Raw genomic sequence first — 22,165 nt, forward strand, 5'->3', positions numbered from 1 at the left:
CCGGAGGGCGGCCATGCCCCACTCGACCACGCGCGACGGCGTCAGGGTCTACTACGAGGAGCACGGGCGGGGCGAGCCGGTCCTGCTGGCCTACGGCATCGGCGGCAATGCGGGCATGTGGGACCCCAACATCGGAGCGCTGTCCGCCGGCCACCGACTCATCCTCTGGGAGCCGCGCGGGCACGCCCGCTCCGACAGCCCCGAGGACCCGAAGAAGGTCACCTTCGCCCACTGGGTCTGGGACCTCCACGACCTCATGGACCATCTCGAGCTCGAGCGGGCCGTCGTGGGCGGGCTCTCGCTCGGTGGGGGCATCGCGACGCGCTTCACGCTGGCGCACCCCACGCGCGTGCGCGCGCTCCTCATCATCGACTCGTCCTCCGCGTCGGGCCTGCCGCTGGGAGTGGACAATATCGTGCTGCGCGCGAAGAGCATCGAGGTGACGCTCAAGGGCGGGATGGACGCCATGGCGGAGTTCGCCATCGAGTCCAACCCGAACGTGGCGGGGCGGATCAAGCTGGACCCGTCGGCGCGGAAGGAGATCTTCGACTACTACCGCATGCTCACGCCCATCGGCTACGCCAACGCGCTGCGGGCCCTGCTCCAGATGGACTACATCACGGATCGCCTGGGTGAGATCACGGCGCCCACCCTCCTCGTGTGCGGCGACGAGGACCCCTCGCTCGGACCCATGCGTGAGATCCAGAAGCGCATCGCGCACGCCCATTTCGCCCTGCTCTCCCTGGCCGGCCACTTCGCCAACCGGGACCAGCCCGTGGCGTTCAACCGCGCTGTCGTCGAATTCCTGTCCGGCCTCGCCTGAGGCGGCGCGCGCCTCGAGCGGCGCCCGGCTCGCTGACACGATGGCCCGCACGGATTGCTTCGGGCGTCGCCGCTGTGGAATACTCGGGCGCATGAGGCGCCGCGCCCGCGCCGTCGTCGAGTTCCAGAAAGACCTCGCTTGACCTGCATCCGTCCGTGATGAGTTCGACGCCCTCGGCCGAGCCCGTGGGGGCCCGCACGAAGCGGCTGCTCGAAGCCCCCGTCGTCCCCACCCTGCTCCGCCTGGCCGCGCCCACTGTCTTCGTCACCATTCTCCAGGCGACCGTCGGCACGCTCGACGCCGTCTTCGTGGGCTGGCTCGGCTCGAGCGCGCTCGCGGGCGTGTCGCTGGTGTATCCGCTGCTCATGCTCATGCAGACCATGTCGGCCGGCGGCATGGGCGGCGGCGTCGCCTCGGCCGTGGCGCGCGCACTGGGCGCCGGCAGGCGCGCCGAGGCGCAAGCGCTGGCGGCTCACGCCCTCGTGATCGCGATCGGCATGTCCGCGCTGCTCACCATCGGGCTCCTCTGGGGCGGCCCGGCCCTGTACCGCGCCATGGGCGGGACGGGCGCCACCCTCGAAGCCGCGCTGACCTACTCCCGCGTGATCTTCGGCGGCGCCGTCGTCTACTGGCTCCTCAACACGCTCTCGAGCATCGTCCGCGGCACCGGCACCATGGTGCTGCCGGCGGCCGTCAATATCGGCTCGGCCGTCATCTACCTGAGCCTGGCGCCGGCTCTGGTGATGGGCTGGGGCCCGTTCCCGCGGCTCGGGGTGGCGGGCACGGCGGCGGCGAATCTCATCGCCTTCGGCGCGTCGACGCTCGTGCTCGGCGCCTATCTGCTGTCCCCGCGAAGCACGTTGCGGCTCTCGTGGGAGGGCTTCCGGCTGCGGTGGGCGCTCTTCTGGGAGATCCTGCGCGTCGGTGCGCCCGCCTCGCTCAACACGATCCTGACCAACCTGACCGTGGTGCTCATGACGGGGCTCGTCGGCCCGTTCGGCACAGCCGCGCTGGCAGGCTACGGCATGGGCGCGCGGCTCGAGTATCTCCAGATCCTGGTCGCGTTCGGGATGGGCTCGGCGCTGGTCGCGATGGTCGGCGCCAACGTGGGCGCGGGGCAGATCGCGCGCGCCGAGCGCATCGCGTGGACGGGCGCGGGCATCGGCGCGGGCGTGACGGGCGCGATCGGCCTCTTCGCCGCCATCTTCCCGAGTGCGTGGCTCGGACTCTTTACGACGGACCCTGACGTGATCGCCGCGGGAGCGAGCTATCTCCGGATCGTGGGCCCGGTCTACGGCTTCTTCGGCCTGGGGCTAACCCTGTACTTCGCCTCGCAGGGCGCGGGACGCCTCGGCTGGCCCCTCGCAGCCGGTTTCGCGCGGCTCTTCCTCGCGGCGGCGGGCGGTTGGGTTTGCGGCTACTGGCTCGGCTGGGGGCTGCCGGGGATCTTCGCGGCCATGGCGGCGGCCCTCATCGTGCTTGGCGGCACGATCGCCGCGGCTGTCAGATGGGGCGCCTGGCGCTAGGCCGAGCGCCGGAGCGGTCGTTGCCCGCGTCACCGCACCTGTGAAACAATCGGGCGCATGAGCCGCCGCGCCCGCGCCGTTCTCGGTACCGCCTGCGGCACGCACTTCGTCCACGACGGCTTCTCCGACATCCTCTACGTCCTCTTCCCGGTCTGGGCCCGCGAGTTCGGGCTCTCTTTCGCCCAGGTCGGCCTGCTACGCACGGTGTACAGCGGCGGCATGGCGGCCTTCCAGATCCCGGCAGGGCTCCTCGCGGAGCGCTGGGGCGAGGCGCGACTCCTGGCGGCGGGGACGGCCGCCACGGCGCTCGGCTTCGTCGCGGCGGGCTTCGCGGGAGGTTATGCGGCGCTTCTGGGATGTCTCCTCGCCGCGGGGCTCGGCTCGGGCGTCCAGCACCCGCTCTCGTCCTCGCTCGTGTCGCATGCCTACGAAGATGGGCGCCGCCGCGTGGCGCTGGGCACCTACAACTTCTCGGGCGACCTCGGCAAGGTCGTGGTGCCTGCGGCGGTGGCCTTTGCCGTGCCGTGGCTCGGCTGGCGCGGGGCCGTCGAGAGCTTCGCCGTGGTCGGCATGGCGGCCGCAGGACTCGTGCTGCTCGCGCTCACCCGCCTGGAGGTCGGCTACGCGCCGCTCCCCGAAGACAGGGCCGAGCGGCGGCACGGCTCAGACTGGGGCATCCGCGACGTGCGCGGCTTTCAGGCGCTGTCCGTGATCCACGTGATCGACAACTCGACACGCACGGGCTTCCTCACCTTCCTGCCCTTCCTGCTGATCGCCAAGGGGTCGTCGGTACAGGCCGTGGGCTTCGCGCTGATGCTGGTCTTCGCGGGCGGCGCGGCGGGCAAGTTCGCCTGCGGCGTGCTGGCGGAGCGGCTCGGCGTGATCCGCACCGTGATCATCACCGAGGCGGCGACGGGCGCCGGCATTCTGCTGCTGCTCGGGCTGCCGCTCGGCCCATCGCTGGCGCTGCTCCCCGTCCTCGGGATCGCACTCAACGGCACGTCGTCCGTCCTCTACGGCACCGTCGCCGACCTGGTCACCAGTGACAGGCGGGGGCGCAGCTACGCGGTCTTCTACACCGTGGGCGTCGGCGCCTCGGCGCTTTCCCCGTCGGTCTACGGCGTCGTCAGCGACTGGGGCGGCGTGCCGCTGGCCCTCGCCATCGTGGGCTCGCTCGTCTTCCTGACGCTCCCGCTGACGCTACTGCTGCGGCGTCCGCTCGCGGCCGCGCCAGTCTAGCGCGCGAGGCCCGCCTATCGCGCGAGGGAAGGCACCGAGACGCGCTCGGTCACGCGTTCCCGGCCCGGCCCCTTGAGCCAGGTGAAGGTCAGCCGCCCGTCGGGGTCGAAGCGGATCTCCTTGATCGCCTCGCCGGGGGAGAGCCCCGGCGCCCAGTCCCGCTCAATCCGGAACACCTCGCGCGCCGAGAAGATCTGCCGGATCGCGAGAACGCGGCCGTCCGGCTGGGCCATGAGCAGCCGCCGGTAGTCCGCGCCGAGCACGTCCCGTCGCGGCTCGGAGAGCAGGTGGCGCCTGGCCTCGAAGAAGTAGCTCCAGGTGCACGGCCGACCGCAGTCGAAGCGCGCCTCGGCGAAGGTCGCGGTGTGCCAGATGATTTCGGGCTTGGGAAGCGTGGTCACGCCAGCTGGAGGCGTGAACCATGTCGCCCGCTCGGGCCGACCGTAGTAGTAGCCGACGCGGCAGTCGCGGTCACTCCGGCAGTCGGCGACGATGCCCGCGCTCGGCAGCACCGACCGGTAGAGGCAGTGGGACGGGCCGCTGCCGCCGGGGCCCGAGCATTCAGCGGCCGGCGGCGTGGCCGCCGAGACCGGGCCTTGCGCGAGCAGGAGGAGAGCGCCGAGAAGCGACCACCGGAGCAGAAGCAGGGGAAGCCCTCGGGCTAGCCGCCCTCGGCGAGGATCTCGGTCATCCGTGTGAAGAACTGCTCGAGCATCATCTTGCTGACGCCGCCCAGCATGCGCTGGCCGACGCTGGCGATGAGCCCGCCGACCTGCACATCCGCGCTGTAGCTGACTCGCGTGCCGCCGTCCGCGTCGGAGAGCTCCATGCCCGCCTCCCCGCGCACGAAGCCGGGCCCGCCGCTGCCCTCGAGCGCCATCCGGTAGCGGGTCGGCGGCTCCAGGTCGAAGAGCCGCACCTTGCCCTCGAACGTGCCCTTGATGGCGCCGACGCCGATCTTCATCTTCGCCTTGTACTCCCCGGGACCGACGGCCTCGAGACCCTCGCAGCCCGGGAGCGCGCGGGCGAGCGTATCGGGATCGAGAAAGGCCGCCCACACGCGCTCGCGCGGGGCGGGGATGTCGTTGGCGCCTTCGATCTTCATCCTTCGAGGGCGCGCACAGCCGCGGCCATCCGGCTCATGCCTTCCTTGATGGTCTCGAGCCCCGTTGCGTACGAGAGACGGATGTGGGCGTCCGAGCCGAAGTCCACGCCCGCCACGGTGGCGATCAGCGCTTCTTCGAGGAGAAAGGCGGAGACGTCTCGGGAGCCCTTGAGCGTGCCGCCCTTCCACCGCTTGCCGAAGAGCCCCGAGACGTTGGGGAAGACGTAGAAGGCGCCCTTGGGCATGACGCAGCTGATGCCGGGGATGGCGTTGAGCGCCTCCACGATGACGCGGCGGCGCCGGTCGAACTCCCCGACCATCTTGGCGACCTCATCCTGCGGGCCTGCCAGCGCCTCGACGGCCGCCCACTGCGCGATCGAGGTCGGATTCGACGTCACCTGGCTCTGGATGTCGGTCATCGCCTTGATGATGACCGTGGGCCCCGCGGCGTAGCCCACCCGCCAGCCCGTCATGGCGTACGCCTTGGAGCAGGTGTTGACGACGAGCGTGCGCGCCTTGATCTCGGGTGAGAGCGACGCGATCGAGACGTGGCGCCTCTCGTACGTCAGCGCCTCGTAGCATTCGTCCGAGACGATCCAGAAGCCGCGCTCGACGGCGAGCTCCCCCACCTGTTTGAGCGCCGCGGCCGAGAAGACGGCCCCCGTCGGGTTTCCCGGGCTGTTGAGCACCAGGATCCTGGTCTTTGCCGTCACCGCCCGCCGGACGGCCGCGGGATCGAGGTCGAAGCCGGTGGACTCGAGCGTCTCGACGGGCACGGGAACGCCGCCCAGGAGCCGCACCTGCTCGGGATAGGACACCCAGAACGGGCTCGGGATCACGACCTCGTCACCCGGGTTCACCAACGCCATGACGATGTTGAAGAGCGTGTGCTTGGCGCCGCAGGAGACGGTCACTTCTTCGGGGGTGTAGTCGAGGCCCAGGTCGCGCTTGAGCTTGTGGCAGATCGCTGCGCGCAGCTCGGGGATGCCGCCGACCTCGGTGTACTTGGTCTGGCCGCTCTCGATCGCGCGGATCGCCGCGTCCTTGATGCGGCGGGGAGTGTCGAAGTCGGGCTCCCCCGCCCCGAAGGAGATGACGTTCATGCCCTCGGCGCGCATGGCCTTGGCCCTGGCCTGCATGGCGAGCGTGGGCGATGGCTGGAGCGTCTTGAGGCGGTCGGCGAGCATGCGGAATTACTTTCTGGAGAACTTCGCGTTCAGCCGCTCCTCGACCAGCGGCGGCACCATCCCGGTGACGGCGGCGCCGAGCGACGAGACCTCCTTGATGAGGCGGGAGGAGATGTACGTGTACTTCTCGTGCGGCATGAGGAAGACGGTCTCCACCGTGTGGCGGAGCTTGCGGTTCATCAGCGCCATCTGGAACTCGTACTCGAAGTCCGACACGGCGCGGATGCCGCGGACGATACAGTCGGCCTGCTCCCGATGCGCCAGGTCTATGAGGAGCCCGTCGAAGGACGTGATGCGCATGCGTCCCATGCCGGCCGTCGCCTCGTCGATCATCTCGAGCCGCTCCTTGACCTCAAAGAGCGGCTGCTTGGACGGGTTGGCGACCACGGCGACGATCAGCTCGTCGAAGATGCGCAGGCTCCGCTCGATCAGGTCGAGGTGCCCGTTGTGCATCGGATCGAACATCCCCGGGTACACGGCTCGCTTGCCCACGGCGTCCCCCGATCGCATGTCGCGAGAGTGTCGAAAAAACCACGCTCACTCTACGCGCCGCCGCGAAAGAAAGTCAAGGTGGTCTCCCCGAAGCGGCGGCTCTTCCAGAGCGTGAGGGCACCGGGCTCGGCCGGCGGAGGCGCCTTGGTCGAATGCTGCGCCACCACGACGGCGCCGGGCAGGAGGCAGTCGCCGCGAGCGAGCCGCTCAAGCGCGGGCGCGGCGTCGGCCGAGGCGTAGGGCGGGTCGAGGAAGACGACGCCGAAGCGGGCGCCTTCGCGGGCGAGCGCCTCGAGCGCGCGGAGCACGTCCTGCCTGAGGACCTTGGCGCGGCCGGCCAGGCCGAGCCTGTCGATGTTGTCCTCGAGGGCCGTCACGGCGGCCCTGTCCTGCTCGACGAAGCAGGCCGACGGCGCCCCGCGCGAGAGCGCCTCGATGCCGACGCCCCCCGCTCCGGCGAACAAGTCGAGGAAGGGCCCGGCCTCGAGATAGGGCATGAGCGTGTCGAGGCAGGCGATGCGGACCTGGTCTGCCGTCGGCCGCGTGGTCCGCCCCTTGGGCGTGGTCAGGCGCTGGCCCTTGAGCGCGCCGGCGATGACGCGCATCAGCCGATCCCCGCCAGGTCGAGCTTGCCGCGCCAGCGCGCGAGGAGGGCGTCGCGCAGGCCCCGGTGCTCGGATGCAGTCAGCTGCGGGTCCGCGTGGACGAGGGCGAAGGCCTCGCGCCGCGCCTCCTCCAGCATGGCGCCGTCTCTCAGGAGATCGGCGACGCGGAACTCGGGCAGCCCCGACTGCCGGGTGCCGAAGAAGTCACCGGGCCCGCGCAGCTCCAGGTCGACCTCCGCGATCCGGAAGCCATCGTTGGTCCCGGTCATGGCGGCGATCCGGCGCTGCGCGTCCTCCGAGGACGAGCCCGCGAGGAGGATGCAGTAGCTCTTCCACGACCCCCGCCCCACCCGGCCGCGCAGCTGGTGGAGCTGGGAGAGTCCGAAGCGCTCGGCGTGCTCGACCAGCATCACCGCGGCGTTGGGCACGTCGATGCCGACCTCGATCACGGTGGTGGAGACGAGGACGTGGACCGCGCCCTCCTTGAACTCGCGCATGACGCGCTCCTTGTCCTGGAAGCCCAGCCGCCCATGGAGAAGCCCGACCCGACGCTCCGGGAAGACCTCGCGCTGGAGACGCTCGGCCATCTCGGTGGCGGCCCTGAGATCGGAGGCCTCGGACTCCTCTACGAGCGGGCAGACGACGTAGACCTGGCGCCCTTCGCCGATCTGCTTGCGGAGGAAATCGTAAATCTCGCGGCGCTTGGACTCGCCGCGCGCGACCGTGACGACGGGCCGGCGCCCGGGCGGCAGCTCGTCGAGGACCGAAACGTCGAGGTCGCCGTACAGGGTCAGCGCCAGCGTGCGCGGGATGGGCGTGGCCGTCATCACGAGGACGTCCGGGCTCTCGCCCTTACCGCGGATCGCCGCCCGGTGTGCCACGCCGAAGCGGTGCTGCTCGTCGATCACGGCCAACCCCAGCCGCTTGAAGCCCACACTCCCCTGCACCAGCGCGTGGGTACCGATGACGCACCCCGCCTCCCCCCGCTCGGCCGCCGCGGCGGCCGCCTGCCGCGCTTTGCCCTTGACCGCTCCCGTGAGGAGCACCACGCGCACGCCCAACGGCTCGAGCAGCTGGGAGAGCGTGATCATGTGCTGCTCGGCAAGGATCTCGGTGGGTGCCATGAGCGCCGCCTGGTAGCCGGATTCGATCGCGGTCAGGATGGCGAGGGCCGCGACGACGGTCTTGCCCGAGCCGACATCGCCCTGGAGCAGGCGGCTCATCGGATACGGCTCGGCCATGTCGGTGCGGATCTCGCCCCACACGCGCTCCTGCGCCGCCGTCAGCGTGTAGGGCAAGGACGCCCGCAGGCGGCCCACGAGCGCGCCCGGCGGGTTCATCGCGAGACCGCGGCGGCGGCCCTCGCGGTGGCGGCGGATGGCGAGCCCGGTCTCGAGCAGGAAGAAGTCGTCGAAGACGAGCCTTCGGTGGGCCGCGGCCTGCTCTTCCTGCGTCTCAGGGAAGTGAGCGCCCCTGATGGCCTGGGGCAGCGGCAGCAAGGCGCGCCCCACCCGGACGCGCTCGGGCAGGGGGTCGTCGATCTGGTCGGCCCAGCCGTCCACCAAGCGCTTCATCAGCCGCCGGAACGGCCTCTGGGTCAGCCCCTCAGTGAGCGGGTAGACCGGCACGAGGCGTCCCGTGTGGAGCATCTCGTCCGGGCCGTCCTCGACGACCTCGTAGTCCTTCACCAACATCTGCAGCGGCCCGCGGCCGTACGGCTGGACCTTGCCGTGGACGATCAGGCGCTGGCCGCGCTTGAAGACGCGCGCGAGATACGGCTGGTTGAACCACGCGCAGTTGAGGAAGCCGCTCACGTCCCGGATCATGACGACGAGCGGCATGCGCGGGCGCCCGCGCGGGGGCGGGCTGATGCCGGCGATGGTGCCGGCGCAGGTGCGAGCCTCCCCCACCGAGACGCGCCCGAGCGGGATGATGCGGCTCCGGTCCTCGTGGCGCAGCGGCAGGTGCTGGACGAGGGCGTCCTCGATGGTGGCGAGGCCGAGCCTGGCGAGGGCCTTGGCGCGCTGCGGGCCGACGCCGGCGAGGTCTCCGAGCGCCGTCCGCGGCCCGGGCGCCGCTTCCGCCGCGGTGACCATGCTGCCGCGTCCCGGGTTTCCTCTCGCAGGGGTCAAGTCGTTGCTCCGCTCACACGATCATGCTATAAAAGGGCCTCGCGTCCGGCAAATCAGACGCAGATCCCCTCAAGGAGTCAGCATGGCTCAGCGTTGCGACGTCTGTGGAAAGGGCCCGTCCGTCGGCCACAAGATCAGTCACGCCCACAATGTCACCAAGCGGCGCTGGCTGGCCAATCTCGTTTCGATGCGGGGCAAGATCGGCACGACAGGTGTGGTGCAGCGACTGCGCGTCTGCACCCGCTGCCTCAAGGCCGGCAAGGTCACCAAGGTCCTGTAAGGCCCAGGAGAAAACGCGCGACGGGGGGCGTTGCCGCCCCCCGTCGGGTCCTGCTGTTGCAGCGTGGTAAACGCCGGTGGAAGGCCGCCACCTCCCACCGGCCCAAAACACTACTTCTTCTTCTTCTTGGCCGCCTTCTTCTTCTTCGCCATTTGGAAGTCACCCCCTTTCCTCTGCAATCGTACGGCTGAGTGGCAGCGCGGCTAGTGCCGCTTGCGCCCCTTCGTCACCTTCCTCCGCTTTACGCTCGTCTTCTTCGCCTTCTTCTTCGCCATTGGAGGGCTCACCTCCTTCCGGTTCCGCGTCTGGCCGGTTCCGCGTCGGGCCGGTCTCGCGTGTGGACGTCTAGAAACCCATGGCCTCGCGGCGGAGGTGGGCCGCCTGCTCCCGGCCCCGCCGCTCGTAGTGGTAGAGGTCCGCGTACAGCTGAGGCAGGCACACGACCGGCACCCCGCTCTTCGTGATTGGCGCGTGGAAGACGCCCAGGTCGTAGGGCGCCAGGAAGTGGACGTTGCCCTCGTCCTCGCCAGGCCGGAGCCCCAGGGCCTTCGCCACCGGCTCCGGGTCACCCTCGATGTAGCAATGGATGGCCGGAAAACGGACATTGGGCGCCACGAGCGCCGCGCCCGCATGGAGCGTGAACGCGACGCGCCGATCCGCCTCCTGGGCAGCGCGGGCGAGGTCGCCGACCAGCTTCCGCGTGATCCGCTCCGGCGAGAAGTAGGTCGCGATCTCGTTGAGGCGATACGTGTAGGCGTCAACCCAGGCGTCGAGCAGATCGGCCGGCTTGCTCAGGTGGATGCGCTGCTGCTCGCCCCGCTCGACCCACGCCAGGTCGCCCAACCGCTTGACCACGTTGTGGGCGTGGCCGAGGCTGACCTGCGAGGCCTTCGCCAGCTCTTCGAGCCGCCAGAGACGGCTTGGATCGACGAGGAGCGTCCGGACCACCCGGGTCGCCCGGGGCGCGAAGAGGGCCTTGAGCGGCCGCGTGGACGGCCTGAGGTTGGGCTTTCCTTCCTTCTCGATCAGGACATTCCCGAAGGCGAGATAGCAATTCCCGGACAGGTCGAGGTAGCCCAGGCCGTTTCGCTTGAGGAGACCAGCGCCCTGGGGGCTGATGTACTGGGCGACGGCAACAGGGTAGGCCCCGTCCATCTCCGCGCGAAGCTCTCCTAGCCTGGTAATAGCCTCACGGATCTGCTTGGGCTGACCGACGGAAGTTACTTCGAGAAGCAAGGTCTGATCCTGGCCTCCGAGCTTGAATTTCACCAGCAGATCAGTCTTTTGGCCCTTGACCTTTGGGCCGGCAGACTCCTCCCATGCCACAGCCTTAGGGAACAGCTCCCGAAGCCGCTGGGCCACCGATCGCCTGATTTCCTGCGTATTCTCCATGGTTTCATTGGTTGTACGATTTTCAGCGTACGCTGAAAACATACGAACAATTGAAAGTGCTGTCAAGGGAAAAGGTTAGCCGTCAGGGCCTAGAACACCCGGGCGGTCTTCGTGGGCGGAGTGGCACGGCCGAACGGAGGCTCGCCGGGCGAAGTCGCGAGCCGGACCTGGCCTGCTACTGGCCCTGCTCGATGCCTTCCATCGTGTCGTCGTCGAGGCCGAAGTAGTGCCCGATCTCGTGGATGACCGTGTCCCGGACAAGCTCGGCCATCTCCGCGGCGTCGGCGCAGTCTTCCTCGATGGGCCCCTGGTAGATGTGGATCGTGTCAGGGAGGACGTTGCCGTACGAGGTATCGCGGTGGGTCAGGTCGATCCCGCGGTAGAGCCCGTAGAGCGTATCGGGCGGCTCGATGCCGACATCGCGCAGCGTCTCGTCGTCGGCCCAGTCCTCGACCACGATGGCGACGTTGGCGATTTTTTCCTTGAACCGGCGGGGCAGCGTGCGCAGGGCCCGCTCGACGAGGGCCTCGAACTCGCTGTGGGTCACAGCCCTCTGACGCGCTCGACGTTCATCACGTCCTTCACGTCCCGAATGCCCTGCATGATCCCCTGGAGCTGGTGGAGGTCCTCCACCTCGATGACGAAGTGGTTGATGCCCTTTCGGTCGTCCGTGACGGTGATCTCGGCCTTGGTGATATTGCCCCGTTGCGAGGAGATGGCCGCGGTGATCTCCGCCAGGAGCCCGGGGCGGTCCCGGCCGATGTAGACGGCGATCTTGACGGGGCGCGTGGCCGGCTCCCCGCCGTCCCACTCGACCGCCAGCAGACGCTCCTTGTCGAGCACGTTCTTGACGACGGTCAGGCAGTCGCGCGCGTGCACCGTCAGCCCGCGGCCGCGCGTGATGAAGCCCACGATGCCGTCGCCGGGCACGGGCGAGCAGCACTTGCCGAAGCGCACCAGGACGTCGTCCACGCCGCGGACGCGAACGGCGCCCTCGCTCTTCCGGGCGGCCTTCTGGGGCTTGGACTCGGGCGCCTGCTTGTGGTCGCGGACCACGGCGGGAGCCAGCTTGCCCAGCACCTGGTGGATGGAGGCCTTGCCGTAGCCCATGGCGGCGAGCAGGTCGTCCGCGGTGGCGTAGCCCATCTCCGCGAGGAGCTTCTTCATCTCCTCCGAGGCCAGGAGCGTGGCCGGGACCAGGCGGTACTTCTTGGCGTCGCGATCGAAGAGCTCGCGGCCCAGTTCGAGCGAGCGGGCCCGCTCCGCGACCTTGAGCCACTGGTTGATCTTGGCCTTGGAGCGGCTGGACTTGACGATCTTGAGCCAGTCCCGGCTCGGATGCTGGGTGGGCGAAGCCACCACCTCGACGATGTCGCCCTGGCGGAGCGTGTAGCGCAGCGGCACCAGCTTGCCGTTGACCTTTGCGCCGACGCAGTGATGCCCGACGTCCGTGTGGACGGCGTAGGCGAAGTCGATGGGCGTCGAGCCCTCGGGCAGCGCCTTGACGTCGCCCTTTGGGGTGAACACGTAGACCTCGTCCGGGAAGAGGTCGAACCGGACCGTGTCGAGAAACTCCTTCGGGTCCTTCATCTCCTTCTGCGACTCCATCAGCTGGCGGAGCCACGTGAAGGCTTCGTCGAACCGGTCGCGGTCGCCCTTCTTCTCCTTGTAGAGCCAGTGGGCCGCGATGCCTTCCTCCGCCACGCGGTGCATCTCCCAGGTGCGGATCTGGATCTCGAACGGGTCGCCCTTGGGCCCGATGACCGTCGTGTGAAGCGACTGGTACATGTTCACCTTGGGCATCGCGATGAAGTCCTTGAAGCGGCCGGGCACGGGCTTCCAGAGGGAGTGGATGACGCCGAGAGTGCCATAGCAGTCGCGCACGGTCTTAGTCAGGACCCGGACGGCCGTCAGGTCGTAGATTTCGTCGAACTCCCGCCCGCCCTCGTGCATCTTTTTCCAGATCGAGTAGAAGTGCTTGGGCCGGCCCGCGATCTTGGACTCGATGCCGACCTCCCCGAGCTTCTCCTGGAGGAGCGCGATCAGGGAGTTGATCTCGGCCTCGCGCTCGAGCCGGCGCTTGGCCACCCGGCGCATCAGCTCCTGGTAGTCCTCGGGCTGCATCACCCGCAGCGCCAAGTCCTCGAGCTCGGCCTTGACCTTGGCCATGCCGAGCCGGTGCGCCAGCGGGGCGTAGATGTCGAGGGTCTCCTGGGCAATCTTCTTGGCCTTCTCGGGCGCCAGGTAGTCGAGCGTGCGCATGTTGTGCAGGCGGTCCGCGAGCTTGATCATCAGCACGCGCAAATCGTGGGCCATCGCCACGACCATCTTCCGGAAGTTCTCCGCCTGCCGCTCCTCCCGCGAGGAGAAGGCGAGCTTGCCGATCTTGGTCACCCCGTCGACGAGGTCGGCGATTTCCGGCCCGAACTCCCGCGCCAGGTCGTCCTTGGTGGCCCCCGTATCCTCGAGCACGTCGTGCAGGAGACCGGCGATGACCGTGGTGACGTCCATCTTGAAGTCCACGAGGAGGCCGGCGACTTCCAGGGGGTGGGAGAGATAGGGCTCGCCCGACGCGCGCTGCTGGCCCTTGTGGCTCTTCTCGGAGAAGCGGTAGGCGCGGCTCACCAGCTCCAGGTCGGCACCCGGCTGGTACTTCGGAATCTCCTCAATCAGCGTCTGTAACTGTGTCAACCCGCGACCTCCTGAGGTTGACCAGCAATTTTGCCACTGAAATCAGTATTTTGCTACGACTTTTTACCTCAGGCCTTCGCCTTGGCTGGGACCTTGCCCCCCGGCCGTGCGCGGGCCCGGCTCCAAGTCTCCCAGTCCATGACCAGGGAGGCCGCGGCGATGGAGGAATAAGTGCCGGTCACCACCCCGACCACGAGGGCAAAGGCGAAGTCCCTCAGCACCTCGCCCCCGTAGATGAGGAGGACCAGGGCCGCAATGAAGGTCGTGAATGCGGTCAGGAGCGTCCGGGACAGGGTCTGATTCATGGCCCCGTTGACCAGTTCGGCCACGGTCTGCCCCTTGCGGAGGCCCTTGCCGCGGCTCTCCCGGATCCGGTCGAACACCACGATGGTGTCGTTGATCGAGTAACCGACGATGGTCAGGAGCGCCGCGAGCACGGGCAGCGACATCTCCCGCTGAGTCAGCGACAGGGCGCCGAGCGTGACGATCACGTCGTGGGCGATGGCGACCACGGAGATGACGCCGTCGCGGAAGTGGAAGCGGAGGGCGACGTAGATCAGGATGCCCGCCATCCCCGCCAAGACCGCGTACAGGGCCTGGAGCTGGAGGTCCCGCCCCACCTGCGGGCCCACGAACTCGATACGACGGATTTCGACCCGGGCGCCCGCCGTCTTCGACAGGGCGTCTTGCACCTGCTTCGACAGCTGGTCTGGCTTTTCCCCGCCCTGGGGCAGCCGGATCAGGTACTCCTGAACGTCGCCGAACTGTTGGATCACGGCGTTTCCGAGCTTGATCTCGTCGAGGCCGCGCCGCACGAGGTCCACGGACGCCGGCTTGTCGTAGCGGACCTGGACCAGCGCGCCGCCGGTGAAGTCGATGCCGTAGTTGAGCCCGCCCACGAAGAAGATCCAGACCAGGCTCAGGAGCATGAGGCCGCCCGAGGCCAGGTAGAACCACCGCCGCTTGCCGACGAAATCGTAGTTGGCGTTGACGAAGATCTGGAGCATCGGCGGCCCCTAGATGGAGATGCTCTCGACCCGGCGGCCGCGCATGTACATGAGGTCGAAGACGAGGCGGGTGAAGAACACCGCCGTGAAGAGGCTGGCCAGGAGGCCGATCGCCAGCGTCACGGCAAAGCCCTTCACGGGCCCCGTCCCGAACTGGTAGAGGATGGCCGCGGAGACGAGTACGGTGACGTGGGTGTCGATCACGGTGCGGAAGGCCCGCGTGAACCCGGCCTCGATGGCGGCGCGCACCGTCTTGCCGGTCCGCAGTTCCTCCCGGATCCGCTCGAAGATCAGGATGTTCGTGTCCACGGCCATGCCGATGGTCAGCACCACGCCGGCGATGCCGGGCAGGGTCAGCGTGGCATGGAAACCGGCCATGGCCGCCAGCAGGATCAGGAGGTTGAGCGCCAGCGCCACGTCGGCGACGAGCCCGGAGAGGCGGTAGTACACGAGCATGAAGAGCACGACGGCGATGGCCGCGGCGGCGCTGGAGACGATGCCCTTGCGGATCGAATCCGCGCCGAGCGAGGGCCCGACCGTGCGCTCCTCGAGGATCTGCACGGGCGCGGGCAGCGCGCCCGCGCGCAGAACGATGGCGAGGTCGGTCGCCTCCTCGGAGTTGAAGCCGCCCGTGATCTGGGCCTGGCCCGAGGGAATGCGCTCGCGGATCACCGGGGCCGAGTACAGGTTGCCATCGAGGAGGATGGCCAGGCGCCGCCCCACGTTGGCCGAGGTCAGGTCCGAGAACACCCGGCCGCCGACCCCGGTCAGCTCGAGCGAGACGTAGGGCTCGCTCGTGTTCTGGTCGATCGACACGCGGGCGTTGGCAACGTCCGCGCCGGTGAGCAGCGCCTTCTTCTCCACCACGAAGGGGACCCGGCGCTCCTCCTTGGTCTCCTTGTCGACGCGGCGCTGGTAGAGGAGCTCCGAGCCCGGCGGCACCTGCCCCGCGACGGCCTGCTCGACACCGGCGCCGTCGTTGACGAGCTTGAACTCGAGGAGCGCGGTCTTGCCGATGAGCGCCTTCGCCCGCTCGGGGTCCTGCACGCCGGGGAGCTGGACGAGGATGCGGTTGTCGCCCTGCTGCTGGATGGACGGCTCGGCCACGCCGAACTGGTCGACGCGGTTGCGGATGGTCTCGAGCCCCTGCTTCACGAACCACTCGCGCTGCGCCGCCACCTCTCGGGGCCGCATCGAAAGCACGAGGCGACCCGCGGCCTGGTCGGCTTCCTTGACGTCGAAGATGGGCAGGTCCTTGAGCACGGTCTGCGCGTCGGCCCAGGCCTGCGGCGACGCCAGCTGCACGGTGAGCTCAGTGACGCCGCGGCGCTCGATGGACTTCACGCCGACACCCTTTTTTTCCAGCGCGGCCCGCGCGGTGTCGCCGGCGCGCTCCGTCTGCACCTGGAGGGCCTTGTCGATGTCCACGCCGAGCACGAGGTGGATGCCGCCCTGGAGGTCGAGGCCGAGGTTGATGGTCTTCTTCGGCGGGTAGAGGTAGAAGACCGCGACCGCCGCGACGACGGCGACGATACCGATGCGGAGCCAGAGCCGCCGCGTCATCAGGAGGAGGCGCCGCCCTCGCCCGAGGCGGGCACGATGCGCCCGATTGCCGTGCGGTCGAACTCCAGGCGCACCTGGTCGGCGACCTTGAGGGTGACGCCGTGCTCGGAGAGCTTCACCACGGTGCCGTGGAGCCCGCTCGACATCACCACGCGGTCGCCCGGCTTGACGGCGGACAGCATGGTCCCGCGCTCGCGCTTCTGCTTCTGCTGCGGCCGGATCAGGAGGAAGTAGAAGATGGCGAAGATCGCCGCGAAGAACGCGAGCTGCACCATCATCGAGCCGCTGCCCTGCCCGCTCGGCGCTTGCGCCGCGGCGTACGCGAAGTTGACCATGAGCCTCAGGCCTCCGTCTGTGTCGAAGTGGGGTCCGAACCGCCCACGGATTCTACCCCATATCGGTCCAGAAACCGAGAGCGGAATGGCGCGAACGCGCCGTCGGCAACCGCGCGTCGCATCGCCGCCATGAGACCAAGGTAGAAGGTCAGGTTGTGCAGCGACAGGAGCCGGTACGCGAGGAGCTCGCGCGAGAGGAAGAGATGCCGGAGGTACGCCCGCGAGAAGCCTTGGCACGTCTCGCAGGGGCACGCGGCGTCGAGCGGCTCGGGGTCCCGCGTGAAGCGCGCATGGGTGATGGTCAGCGGCCCGTCGGCGGTGAAGACCTGCCCGTTGCGGGCGTTGCGCGTCGGCAGGACGCAGTCGAAGAGATCCACGCCGCGCGCGACGGCCTCGACCAGATCGTGCGGCTTGCCCACGCCCATCAGGTAGCGCGGCCGGCCGGCCGGCAGGAGGCCGGCGACGAGCTCCGCGATGTCGTAGAGGAGCGATTTCGTCTCGCCCACCGCCAGGCCCCCGATGGCGTAGCCCGGCAGGTCGTAGGCGCAGGTCGCCTCCACGGCGCGGCGCCGCAGCATCTCGTACCCGCCGCCCTGGACGATGCCGAAGAGCGCGCGTCCGTCGCCGGCCGCGGCGTGAGCCGCCACGGAGCGGCCGAGCCACCTGAGCGTCAGCGCCAGGGAGCGCTCCGTGTCGCCGAGGGGCGCCGGGTGGGGCAAGCACTCGTCGAGCGGGTGGAGGATGTCCACGCCCAAGGCGTGCTGGATTTCCACGCAGATTTCCGGCGTCAGGAGCCGCAGCGAGCCGTCGATGTGCGAGCGGAACTCGACGCCCTCCTCCCCGAGCCGGCGGAGCTTCGAGAGGCTGAAGACCTGGAAGCCGCCGGAGTCGGTCAGGATGGGCCCGTCCCAGGCCATGAACCGATGGAGCCCTCCCATCTCGCGCACCAGCTCATGGCCGGGACGCAGGAAGAGGTGGTAGGTGTTGGCCAGCACGATCTGGGCGCCCGCGGCGCGCAGGTCGGCCGGGCTCAGGCTCTTCACCGTGCCCTGCGTCGCGACCGGCATGAAGGCCGGCGTCTCCACCGCGCCGTGGGGCGTCGTGAGCCGCCCGGCCCGCGCGGCGCCGTCCTGCCTGAGCAGCTCGAAGCGGACCCGCGCCGTCACAGGATCAGCATGGCGTCGCCGTAGGAATAGAAGCGGTACCCTAGGGCGACGGCGTCGCGGTAGACGTCGAGCACCCGGTCGCGGCCGGCGAAGGCTGAGACAAGGAGCAGAAGGGTCGAGCGCGGCAGGTGGAAGTTGGTGACGAGGGCGTCGACGACCCGGAAGCGATAACCGGGGTAGATGAAGAGATCGGCGCCGCCGCGGCCCGTGCGGACCCGGCCGGTCTCGTCGGCGGCCCACTCGAGGGTGCGCGTGGTGGTGGTGCCCACCGCTATGACCCGGCGGCCCTGGGCGCGCGCGCGATTGACGGCCTCGGCCGTCGCTGCCGGGATCTCCGCCGCCTCCGGCTCGAGCTGGTGCTGTTCGACCTCGGCCGCGCGGATCGGCCGGAAGGTCCCGGCTCCCACGTGGAGGGTGACGCGATGGATCTCGACACCCGCCGCGCGCAGGCGCTCGAGCAGCGGGCGAGTGAAGTGAAGTCCGGCAGTGGGCGCCGCCACCGAGCCCTTCTCGTTCGCATAGACCGTCTGGTAGCGCTCCCAGTCCTCCGGCTTGGGCGCAGCGTGCCTCTCGATATAGGGCGGCAGCGGCGGCAGGCCGTGGCGCTCCATCAGCAGGTCGACAGGCCACGGCGCCTCGATCTCGACCGCGCGCGCGCCCAGGGCACGGTGCTCGAGCACCGTGGCGCGCGCCGCGCCTCCCGCGAGCGTGACGCGCGCGCCGAGGCCGCAGCGCTTCCCCGGGCGGACCAGCGCCTCCCAGCGCCCGCCCTCGAGCGCACGCAGCATCAGGAGCTCCACAGGCCGTCCGTCCCCTTCGAGGGCGCCGATGAGCCGGGCCGGGATCACCCGGCTCTCGTTCACGACCAGGCAGTCCCCCGCCCTGAGCCAGCGCGGCAGATCCGAGAAGCGCGCATCCTCCCGCACCCCCCGCGCCCGATCCAGGACGAGCAGCCGCGAGGCATCCCGCGGCTCCGCGGGCTCCTGCGCGATCCTCTCCGGAGGCAGCTCATAGTCAAACAGCGTGAGATCCATGTCGTGTGAGTCTACAGTCAGCGCCACAGCATGGCCAACAGCCGAAGGCGGTGAAAGAAGACGCAGAGGCCGACGGGGGTAGCAAGCCGAGCTACCCGATTTTCGAGCCCGGAGAAACGTCGAAGTCAGGACGCAGCAGGATCACGTGCCCGTCCTCGTCGTACGCGCCTAGCACAAGCACCTCCGACACGAACGACCCGATCTGCTTGGGCGGGAAGTTGACCACGGCGATCACGCGCCGGCCCACGAGCGCAGCAGGCGCGTAGCGCTCCGTGATCTGGGCGCTCGAGCGCTTCACGCCCAGCGGGCCGAAGTCGATCCAGAGCTTGAGGGCGGGCCGCCTGGCCTCGGGAAAGGGCTGGGCGTCGACGACGACGCCCACGCGCATGTCCACCCGCTCGAAATCGACCCACGTGATCGCCATGGGGCGCTCCGCCGGCGGGACTACTTCAGCGACGAGATGCCGGTCAGCGAGGACAGCGTGGCGCCCGGATAGTAGTACTGGACGATCTGGCGCGCCGTGTAGCCCTGATCGGCCATCGTCTTCGCGCTCCACTGATCGAGGCCGACGCCGTGCCCGTAGCCACGGCCGGCGAAGCGGGCGTAGCTCCGGTCAACCGAAACTGCGAAGAGCGTGCTCTTGAGCGTGTCGTAGCCCACGAGCCGCCTGAACTCGTTTCCGCGCAGGGTCGCCGACCCGCGCGTGCCCAGGACGGAGATGCGCGAGACGCGGAGCGAGACGCTCCGCTCCAGAACCCGCAGGCCCATGATGCTGCCTACCGAGACGCCGCCCCGCCTGAGCGCGGCCGCGAGGTCGCCGAGCGCCACGTCGAGGCTCCAAGCGTGATGCGGCGAGTGCGAAGGAAATTCCACGCGCACGGGCTGGAGCGCCGGCATATTGGCGGCCGCGAACACCACGCGCGGGTCCTCCGTGTGGCCGCCGCTGTCCGTGTGGTAGAAGGCGGGGAAGAGGTCGCCCTCCCAGAGCAGCACCTGCCCTTCCGTGTCGAGAACCGCGGTCCACGCGGGCGAGTCGGCGTTGACCCGGCCGGCGTACTGCTGGTTCGCCGTGCCGGCGGCGATGTGGTACGGCTTGGCGGCGTTGAGGCGGCGGTGGTAGGCCGCGTAGGTGCGGGCGACGATCGCCTGGGCCTTGAGCATCTCGATGGGCATCTTGTCGCCCGCCTCCGCCTTCACCGCGCCGACCAGGTACTCTTCGAAGGGCAGCTCGTTGACCACGATCAGCCCCTCGGGCGCGCCCACCACGTCGATGATCCCGGGGTACGGCCGCTGCTGGAAGCGCAGCGGGGCGGCTCCTGCCGGGACGACGCGTATCCCCGACACGCGCCGGCCGCGCCATTCGACGGCGCCGTCCTTGCGCAGGACGCGGAGCGAGGTGACCGGGTCTTCGGCGATGGCGCGCCCGCTGAGATCCTGGACGAGCATCGGTACGCCGCTCAGCTCGACGGCCGCCAGCCCCTCGCCGAGCCCCACGCGAATCTCGCCGGCGGCGTGAGCCGGAGCGGGAAGGGCGAAGACGGCCGCGAAGGCTAGCGCCGGGAGAAGAGCCAGAGGAGCAGCGACAGCACGACGGAGAGAAGGATGGAGGTGCCGAGCGGGAAGTAGAACCGCCAGTTCTCTCGCTCGATGGAGATGTCGCCCGGCAGCCGTCCGAGCCATGGCACCTTTCCGGCGGAGTTGCCCGCCAATAGGAGGATTCCACCCAGAACTACCATCACGAGCCCTAAACCCAGAAGGATTTTCCCCAGGTCGGCCACGGCGGCACGCACTAGAGCGGCAGCTGCCCCTGGCCGCCCGGCGCGGCGGGGGCGCTGATCCCGAGATGGACATAGGCCGGGGGCGTCGCCTTGCGGCCGGTGGGCGTACGGATGAGGAAGCCGATCTTGAGCAGGAAGGGCTCAACCACCTCGGCCAAGGTCTCTGCCTCGTCATTGATGGTCGCCGCGATGGCCTCGAGCCCAACGGGGCCGCCGCCGTACTGCTCGATGATGGCGACGAGGAAGCGGCGGTCGAGCTTGTCGAGGCCGGCCGAGTCTACGCCCTCGCGGTCGAGCGCGTCGACGGCCCCCGCGGCCGTTACCACCCCGCTGCCCTTGACCTGGATGTAGTCTCGCACCCGCCGCAGGAGCCGGTTGGCGATCCGCGGCGTCCCGCGCGAGCGCTTCGCGATGGCGGCGGCGCCATCGGGCTCGACGTTGGCGCCCAGGATGGAGGCCGAGCGTGCGACGATGGCCTGCAGCTCTTCCAGCGAGTAGAAGTCGAGGTGGTGGAAGATCCCGAAGCGCTCGCGGAGCGGCGAGGACAGCATCCCCGGCCGCGTGGTCGCGCCCACCATGGTGAAGGGGCGGAGCGGGATGCGCATGGTCCGGGCGTTGAGACCCTTGTCCATGATGAAGTTGACCGTGAAGTCCTCCATCGCCGGGTAGAGCAGCTCCTCGATCACCCGCGGCAGCCGGTGGATCTCGTCCACGAAGAGGACGTCGCGCTCGTTGATATTGGTCAGGATGCCCATGAGGTCGCCGCCGCGCTCGAGCGACGGCCCCGCCGTGGTGACCATGGCGGCGCCCATCTCGTTGGCGAGAATGGTCGCGAGCGTGGTCTTGCCGAGACCCGGCGGTCCCGAGAGCAGCACGTGATCGAGCGGCTCGCCGCGCTGGCGCGCCGCCTCGACCGACACGCGCAGGCTCTCGACGGTCGCGCGCTGGCCCACGTACTCGTCGAGCCGCTGGGGGCGCAGCTGGCGCTCGATCTGCGTCTCCTCCGGCAGAGCAATGCGGCTCATCACCCGCGCCTCGTCGGTCACGGCTTGGCTCCGCGGTAGATTTCGTCGAAGAGCTCTTCGGGTGTCGTGATGCGCGGGTTGCGGCCGAGGGCTGTCGAGATCAGCTGGGCAGCCTCGCTGGGCCGGTGCCCGAGCTGCTTGGTCAGGATCTCGAAGACGGCGCCGCGCAGCCCGTCCTCGTCCATGCCGGTCGGCACAGGCCCGGCGGCCCCGCCGTCTACGGGTGCTCCCGGCTGGGAGAGGGCGAACTTCGCGACCTTCGAGGACAGCTGCGCCACGATGTTCTTGGCCTTCTGGGGTCCGATGCCCGGCAGCCGCCTCAGGTACGCCTCGTCCTGGCGCGCGATGGCGGCGGCGATCTCGGCGACGGGAGCGGCCAGCGACCGGGCGGCCACGAGGGGCCCCACGTCCTTGACCGTGATGAGCTTCTCGAAGAACTCCTTGTCGAGCCCCGAAAGGAAGCCGATCAGCACCGGCGAAGGCTGGTTCTGCGTCGCGTGGTAGTGGATCTCGAGCGTGACCTCCGCGGCTCCATCGCCGTCGCTCGCCATCGCGCCAACGAGCGCGCGCTGAACCACCGGCGGCAGCACCACCTCGTAGCCCACCCCGGCGGCCTCGATCACGACGCGATCCTCGTGCTTGCGCCTGAGCCTTCCCCTGATGAGCGCAATCATTTGGGAACGGGGGCCTCGAAATGGCCCCCGTACTCCCCCCGTCGGCAGTCCTCCCGTGCGGGTCTCATCGGATGGCCCCCGTACTCCCCCCGTCGGCAGCCCTCCCGTGCG

The 22,165-nt window shown here is 69.5% G+C and carries 23 protein-coding genes; 4 read left to right on the forward strand and 19 right to left on the reverse strand.

Annotated elements, in window-relative coordinates; translation table 11 throughout:
- The first annotated feature begins 13 nt into the window (after positions 1–13).
- The 3 genes from Q7W02_07045 (at position 14) to Q7W02_07055 (ending at position 3,588) form a co-directional block, all read left to right on the forward strand.
- Positions 14–823 carry an alpha/beta fold hydrolase gene (locus tag Q7W02_07045; GenBank protein ID MDO8475945.1) on the forward strand — a complete coding sequence of 270 codons (810 nt, stop codon included), beginning with the start codon at positions 14–16 and terminating at the stop codon, positions 821–823.
- Between the two features lie 158 nt (positions 824–981).
- Positions 982–2,349, forward strand: a complete 1,368-nt coding sequence (locus tag Q7W02_07050; GenBank protein ID MDO8475946.1) for an MATE family efflux transporter — start codon at positions 982–984, stop codon at positions 2,347–2,349.
- 57 nt (positions 2,350–2,406) lie between these two features.
- Positions 2,407–3,588 (forward strand): MFS transporter, encoded by a 1,182-nt coding sequence (locus Q7W02_07055; protein ID MDO8475947.1) that lies wholly within the window; start codon positions 2,407–2,409, stop codon positions 3,586–3,588.
- A 14-nt stretch (positions 3,589–3,602) separates the two neighbouring features.
- Here Q7W02_07055 and Q7W02_07060 read toward each other — a convergent pair whose 3' ends face one another.
- From Q7W02_07060 to recG, 6 genes are all read right to left on the reverse strand, one after another.
- Positions 3,603–4,100 carry a hypothetical protein gene (locus Q7W02_07060; protein ID MDO8475948.1) on the reverse strand — a complete coding sequence of 166 codons (498 nt, stop codon included), beginning with the start codon at positions 4,098–4,100 and terminating at the stop codon, positions 3,603–3,605.
- A gap of 149 nt (positions 4,101–4,249) precedes the next feature.
- Positions 4,250–4,693, reverse strand: a complete 444-nt coding sequence (locus tag Q7W02_07065) for a carbon monoxide dehydrogenase subunit G (GenBank protein MDO8475949.1) — start codon at positions 4,691–4,693, stop codon at positions 4,250–4,252.
- Positions 4,690–5,880, reverse strand: a complete 1,191-nt coding sequence (locus tag Q7W02_07070) for a pyridoxal phosphate-dependent aminotransferase (protein ID MDO8475950.1) — start codon at positions 5,878–5,880, stop codon at positions 4,690–4,692. Before Q7W02_07070 ends, Q7W02_07065 begins: the two co-directional genes overlap by 4 nt.
- Before the next feature lie 6 nt (positions 5,881–5,886).
- Positions 5,887–6,372 carry a pantetheine-phosphate adenylyltransferase gene (gene coaD / locus Q7W02_07075; GenBank protein ID MDO8475951.1) on the reverse strand — a complete coding sequence of 162 codons (486 nt, stop codon included), beginning with the start codon at positions 6,370–6,372 and terminating at the stop codon, positions 5,887–5,889.
- Positions 6,373–6,422: 50 nt separating this feature from the next.
- On the reverse strand, positions 6,423–6,977 hold the full coding sequence (rsmD, locus tag Q7W02_07080) for a 16S rRNA (guanine(966)-N(2))-methyltransferase RsmD (GenBank protein ID MDO8475952.1): 555 nt from the start codon (positions 6,975–6,977) through the stop codon (positions 6,423–6,425).
- The gene (gene recG / locus Q7W02_07085) at positions 6,977–9,073 is read right to left on the reverse strand and encodes an ATP-dependent DNA helicase RecG (protein ID MDO8475953.1); all 2,097 of its coding nucleotides are present in this window, start codon (positions 9,071–9,073) and stop codon (positions 6,977–6,979) included. The genes rsmD and recG overlap by 1 nt, the downstream gene beginning before the upstream one ends.
- A gap of 118 nt (positions 9,074–9,191) precedes the next feature.
- Between recG and rpmB the strand changes: the two genes are divergently transcribed.
- Positions 9,192–9,389 (forward strand): 50S ribosomal protein L28, encoded by a 198-nt coding sequence (gene rpmB, locus Q7W02_07090; protein MDO8475954.1) that lies wholly within the window; start codon positions 9,192–9,194, stop codon positions 9,387–9,389.
- 345 nt (positions 9,390–9,734) lie between these two features.
- On the opposite strand, the gene Q7W02_07095 is transcribed toward rpmB, so the two are convergent.
- From Q7W02_07095 to ruvA, 13 genes are all read right to left on the reverse strand, one after another.
- Entirely contained in the window at positions 9,735–10,658 is a 924-nt protein-coding gene (locus tag Q7W02_07095; protein MDO8475955.1) for a type IV toxin-antitoxin system AbiEi family antitoxin, read from the reverse strand.
- Positions 10,659–10,956: 298 nt separating this feature from the next.
- Entirely contained in the window at positions 10,957–11,328 is a 372-nt protein-coding gene (locus Q7W02_07100; protein ID MDO8475956.1) for a metallopeptidase family protein, read from the reverse strand.
- The gene (locus Q7W02_07105) at positions 11,325–13,472 is read right to left on the reverse strand and encodes a bifunctional (p)ppGpp synthetase/guanosine-3',5'-bis(diphosphate) 3'-pyrophosphohydrolase (protein ID MDO8475957.1); all 2,148 of its coding nucleotides are present in this window, start codon (positions 13,470–13,472) and stop codon (positions 11,325–11,327) included. The genes Q7W02_07100 and Q7W02_07105 overlap by 4 nt, the downstream gene beginning before the upstream one ends.
- 68 nt (positions 13,473–13,540) lie before the next feature.
- A complete protein-coding gene (gene secF, locus Q7W02_07110; GenBank protein MDO8475958.1) occupies positions 13,541–14,479 on the reverse strand; it encodes a protein translocase subunit SecF in 939 nt (312 codons plus the stop codon).
- 9 nt (positions 14,480–14,488) lie between these two features.
- Positions 14,489–16,042, reverse strand: coding sequence for a protein translocase subunit SecD (secD, locus tag Q7W02_07115; GenBank protein ID MDO8475959.1), 1,554 nt, complete (start codon positions 16,040–16,042; stop codon positions 14,489–14,491).
- Positions 16,042–16,377, reverse strand: coding sequence for a preprotein translocase subunit YajC (gene yajC, locus Q7W02_07120; GenBank protein ID MDO8475960.1), 336 nt, complete (start codon positions 16,375–16,377; stop codon positions 16,042–16,044). The genes secD and yajC overlap by 1 nt, the downstream gene beginning before the upstream one ends.
- A gap of 5 nt (positions 16,378–16,382) precedes the next feature.
- Positions 16,383–17,543 carry a tRNA guanosine(34) transglycosylase Tgt gene (gene tgt, locus Q7W02_07125; protein ID MDO8475961.1) on the reverse strand — a complete coding sequence of 387 codons (1,161 nt, stop codon included), beginning with the start codon at positions 17,541–17,543 and terminating at the stop codon, positions 16,383–16,385.
- Positions 17,540–18,577, reverse strand: coding sequence for a tRNA preQ1(34) S-adenosylmethionine ribosyltransferase-isomerase QueA (gene queA / locus Q7W02_07130; GenBank protein ID MDO8475962.1), 1,038 nt, complete (start codon positions 18,575–18,577; stop codon positions 17,540–17,542). Before queA ends, tgt begins: the two co-directional genes overlap by 4 nt.
- Before the next feature lie 91 nt (positions 18,578–18,668).
- Positions 18,669–19,001, reverse strand: coding sequence for a tRNA-binding protein (locus Q7W02_07135; protein ID MDO8475963.1), 333 nt, complete (start codon positions 18,999–19,001; stop codon positions 18,669–18,671).
- Between the two features lie 20 nt (positions 19,002–19,021).
- On the reverse strand, positions 19,022–20,071 hold the full coding sequence (locus Q7W02_07140) for a SpoIID/LytB domain-containing protein (GenBank protein ID MDO8475964.1): 1,050 nt from the start codon (positions 20,069–20,071) through the stop codon (positions 19,022–19,024).
- Positions 20,072–20,127: 56 nt separating this feature from the next.
- Positions 20,128–20,355 carry a DUF2905 domain-containing protein gene (locus Q7W02_07145; GenBank protein MDO8475965.1) on the reverse strand — a complete coding sequence of 76 codons (228 nt, stop codon included), beginning with the start codon at positions 20,353–20,355 and terminating at the stop codon, positions 20,128–20,130.
- 11 nt (positions 20,356–20,366) lie between these two features.
- Complete coding sequence (gene ruvB, locus Q7W02_07150; GenBank protein MDO8475966.1) at positions 20,367–21,380, reverse strand: Holliday junction branch migration DNA helicase RuvB; 1,014 nt, start codon at positions 21,378–21,380, stop codon at positions 20,367–20,369.
- A gap of 17 nt (positions 21,381–21,397) precedes the next feature.
- Entirely contained in the window at positions 21,398–22,054 is a 657-nt protein-coding gene (ruvA, locus tag Q7W02_07155) for a Holliday junction branch migration protein RuvA (GenBank protein MDO8475967.1), read from the reverse strand.
- Positions 22,055–22,165: the final 111 nt, after the last annotated feature.

The organism is Candidatus Rokuibacteriota bacterium, assembly GCA_030647435.1.
GTDB lineage: Bacteria > Methylomirabilota > Methylomirabilia > Rokubacteriales > CSP1-6 > AR37.

Coding starts and splice junctions, on each gene's coding strand:
- secD (MDO8475959.1), bottom strand. CDS start 16,042: ATGACGCGGCGGCTCTGGCTCCGCATCGGTATCGTCGCCGTCGTCGCG.
- Q7W02_07135 (MDO8475963.1), bottom strand. CDS start 19,001: ATGGCGATCACGTGGGTCGATTTCGAGCGGGTGGACATGCGCGTGGGC.
- Q7W02_07070 (MDO8475950.1), bottom strand. CDS start 5,880: ATGCTCGCCGACCGCCTCAAGACGCTCCAGCCATCGCCCACGCTCGCC.
- Q7W02_07050 (MDO8475946.1), top strand. CDS start 982: ATGAGTTCGACGCCCTCGGCCGAGCCCGTGGGGGCCCGCACGAAGCGG.
- ruvB (MDO8475966.1), bottom strand. CDS start 21,380: ATGAGCCGCATTGCTCTGCCGGAGGAGACGCAGATCGAGCGCCAGCTG.
- yajC (MDO8475960.1), bottom strand. CDS start 16,377: ATGGTCAACTTCGCGTACGCCGCGGCGCAAGCGCCGAGCGGGCAGGGC.
- Q7W02_07055 (MDO8475947.1), top strand. CDS start 2,407: ATGAGCCGCCGCGCCCGCGCCGTTCTCGGTACCGCCTGCGGCACGCAC.
- rsmD (MDO8475952.1), bottom strand. CDS start 6,977: ATGCGCGTCATCGCCGGCGCGCTCAAGGGCCAGCGCCTGACCACGCCC.
- Q7W02_07065 (MDO8475949.1), bottom strand. CDS start 4,693: ATGAAGATCGAAGGCGCCAACGACATCCCCGCCCCGCGCGAGCGCGTG.
- secF (MDO8475958.1), bottom strand. CDS start 14,479: ATGCTCCAGATCTTCGTCAACGCCAACTACGATTTCGTCGGCAAGCGG.
- ruvA (MDO8475967.1), bottom strand. CDS start 22,054: ATGATTGCGCTCATCAGGGGAAGGCTCAGGCGCAAGCACGAGGATCGC.
- rpmB (MDO8475954.1), top strand. CDS start 9,192: ATGGCTCAGCGTTGCGACGTCTGTGGAAAGGGCCCGTCCGTCGGCCAC.
- queA (MDO8475962.1), bottom strand. CDS start 18,577: ATGGATCTCACGCTGTTTGACTATGAGCTGCCTCCGGAGAGGATCGCG.
- Q7W02_07045 (MDO8475945.1), top strand. CDS start 14: ATGCCCCACTCGACCACGCGCGACGGCGTCAGGGTCTACTACGAGGAG.
- recG (MDO8475953.1), bottom strand. CDS start 9,073: ATGGTCACCGCGGCGGAAGCGGCGCCCGGGCCGCGGACGGCGCTCGGA.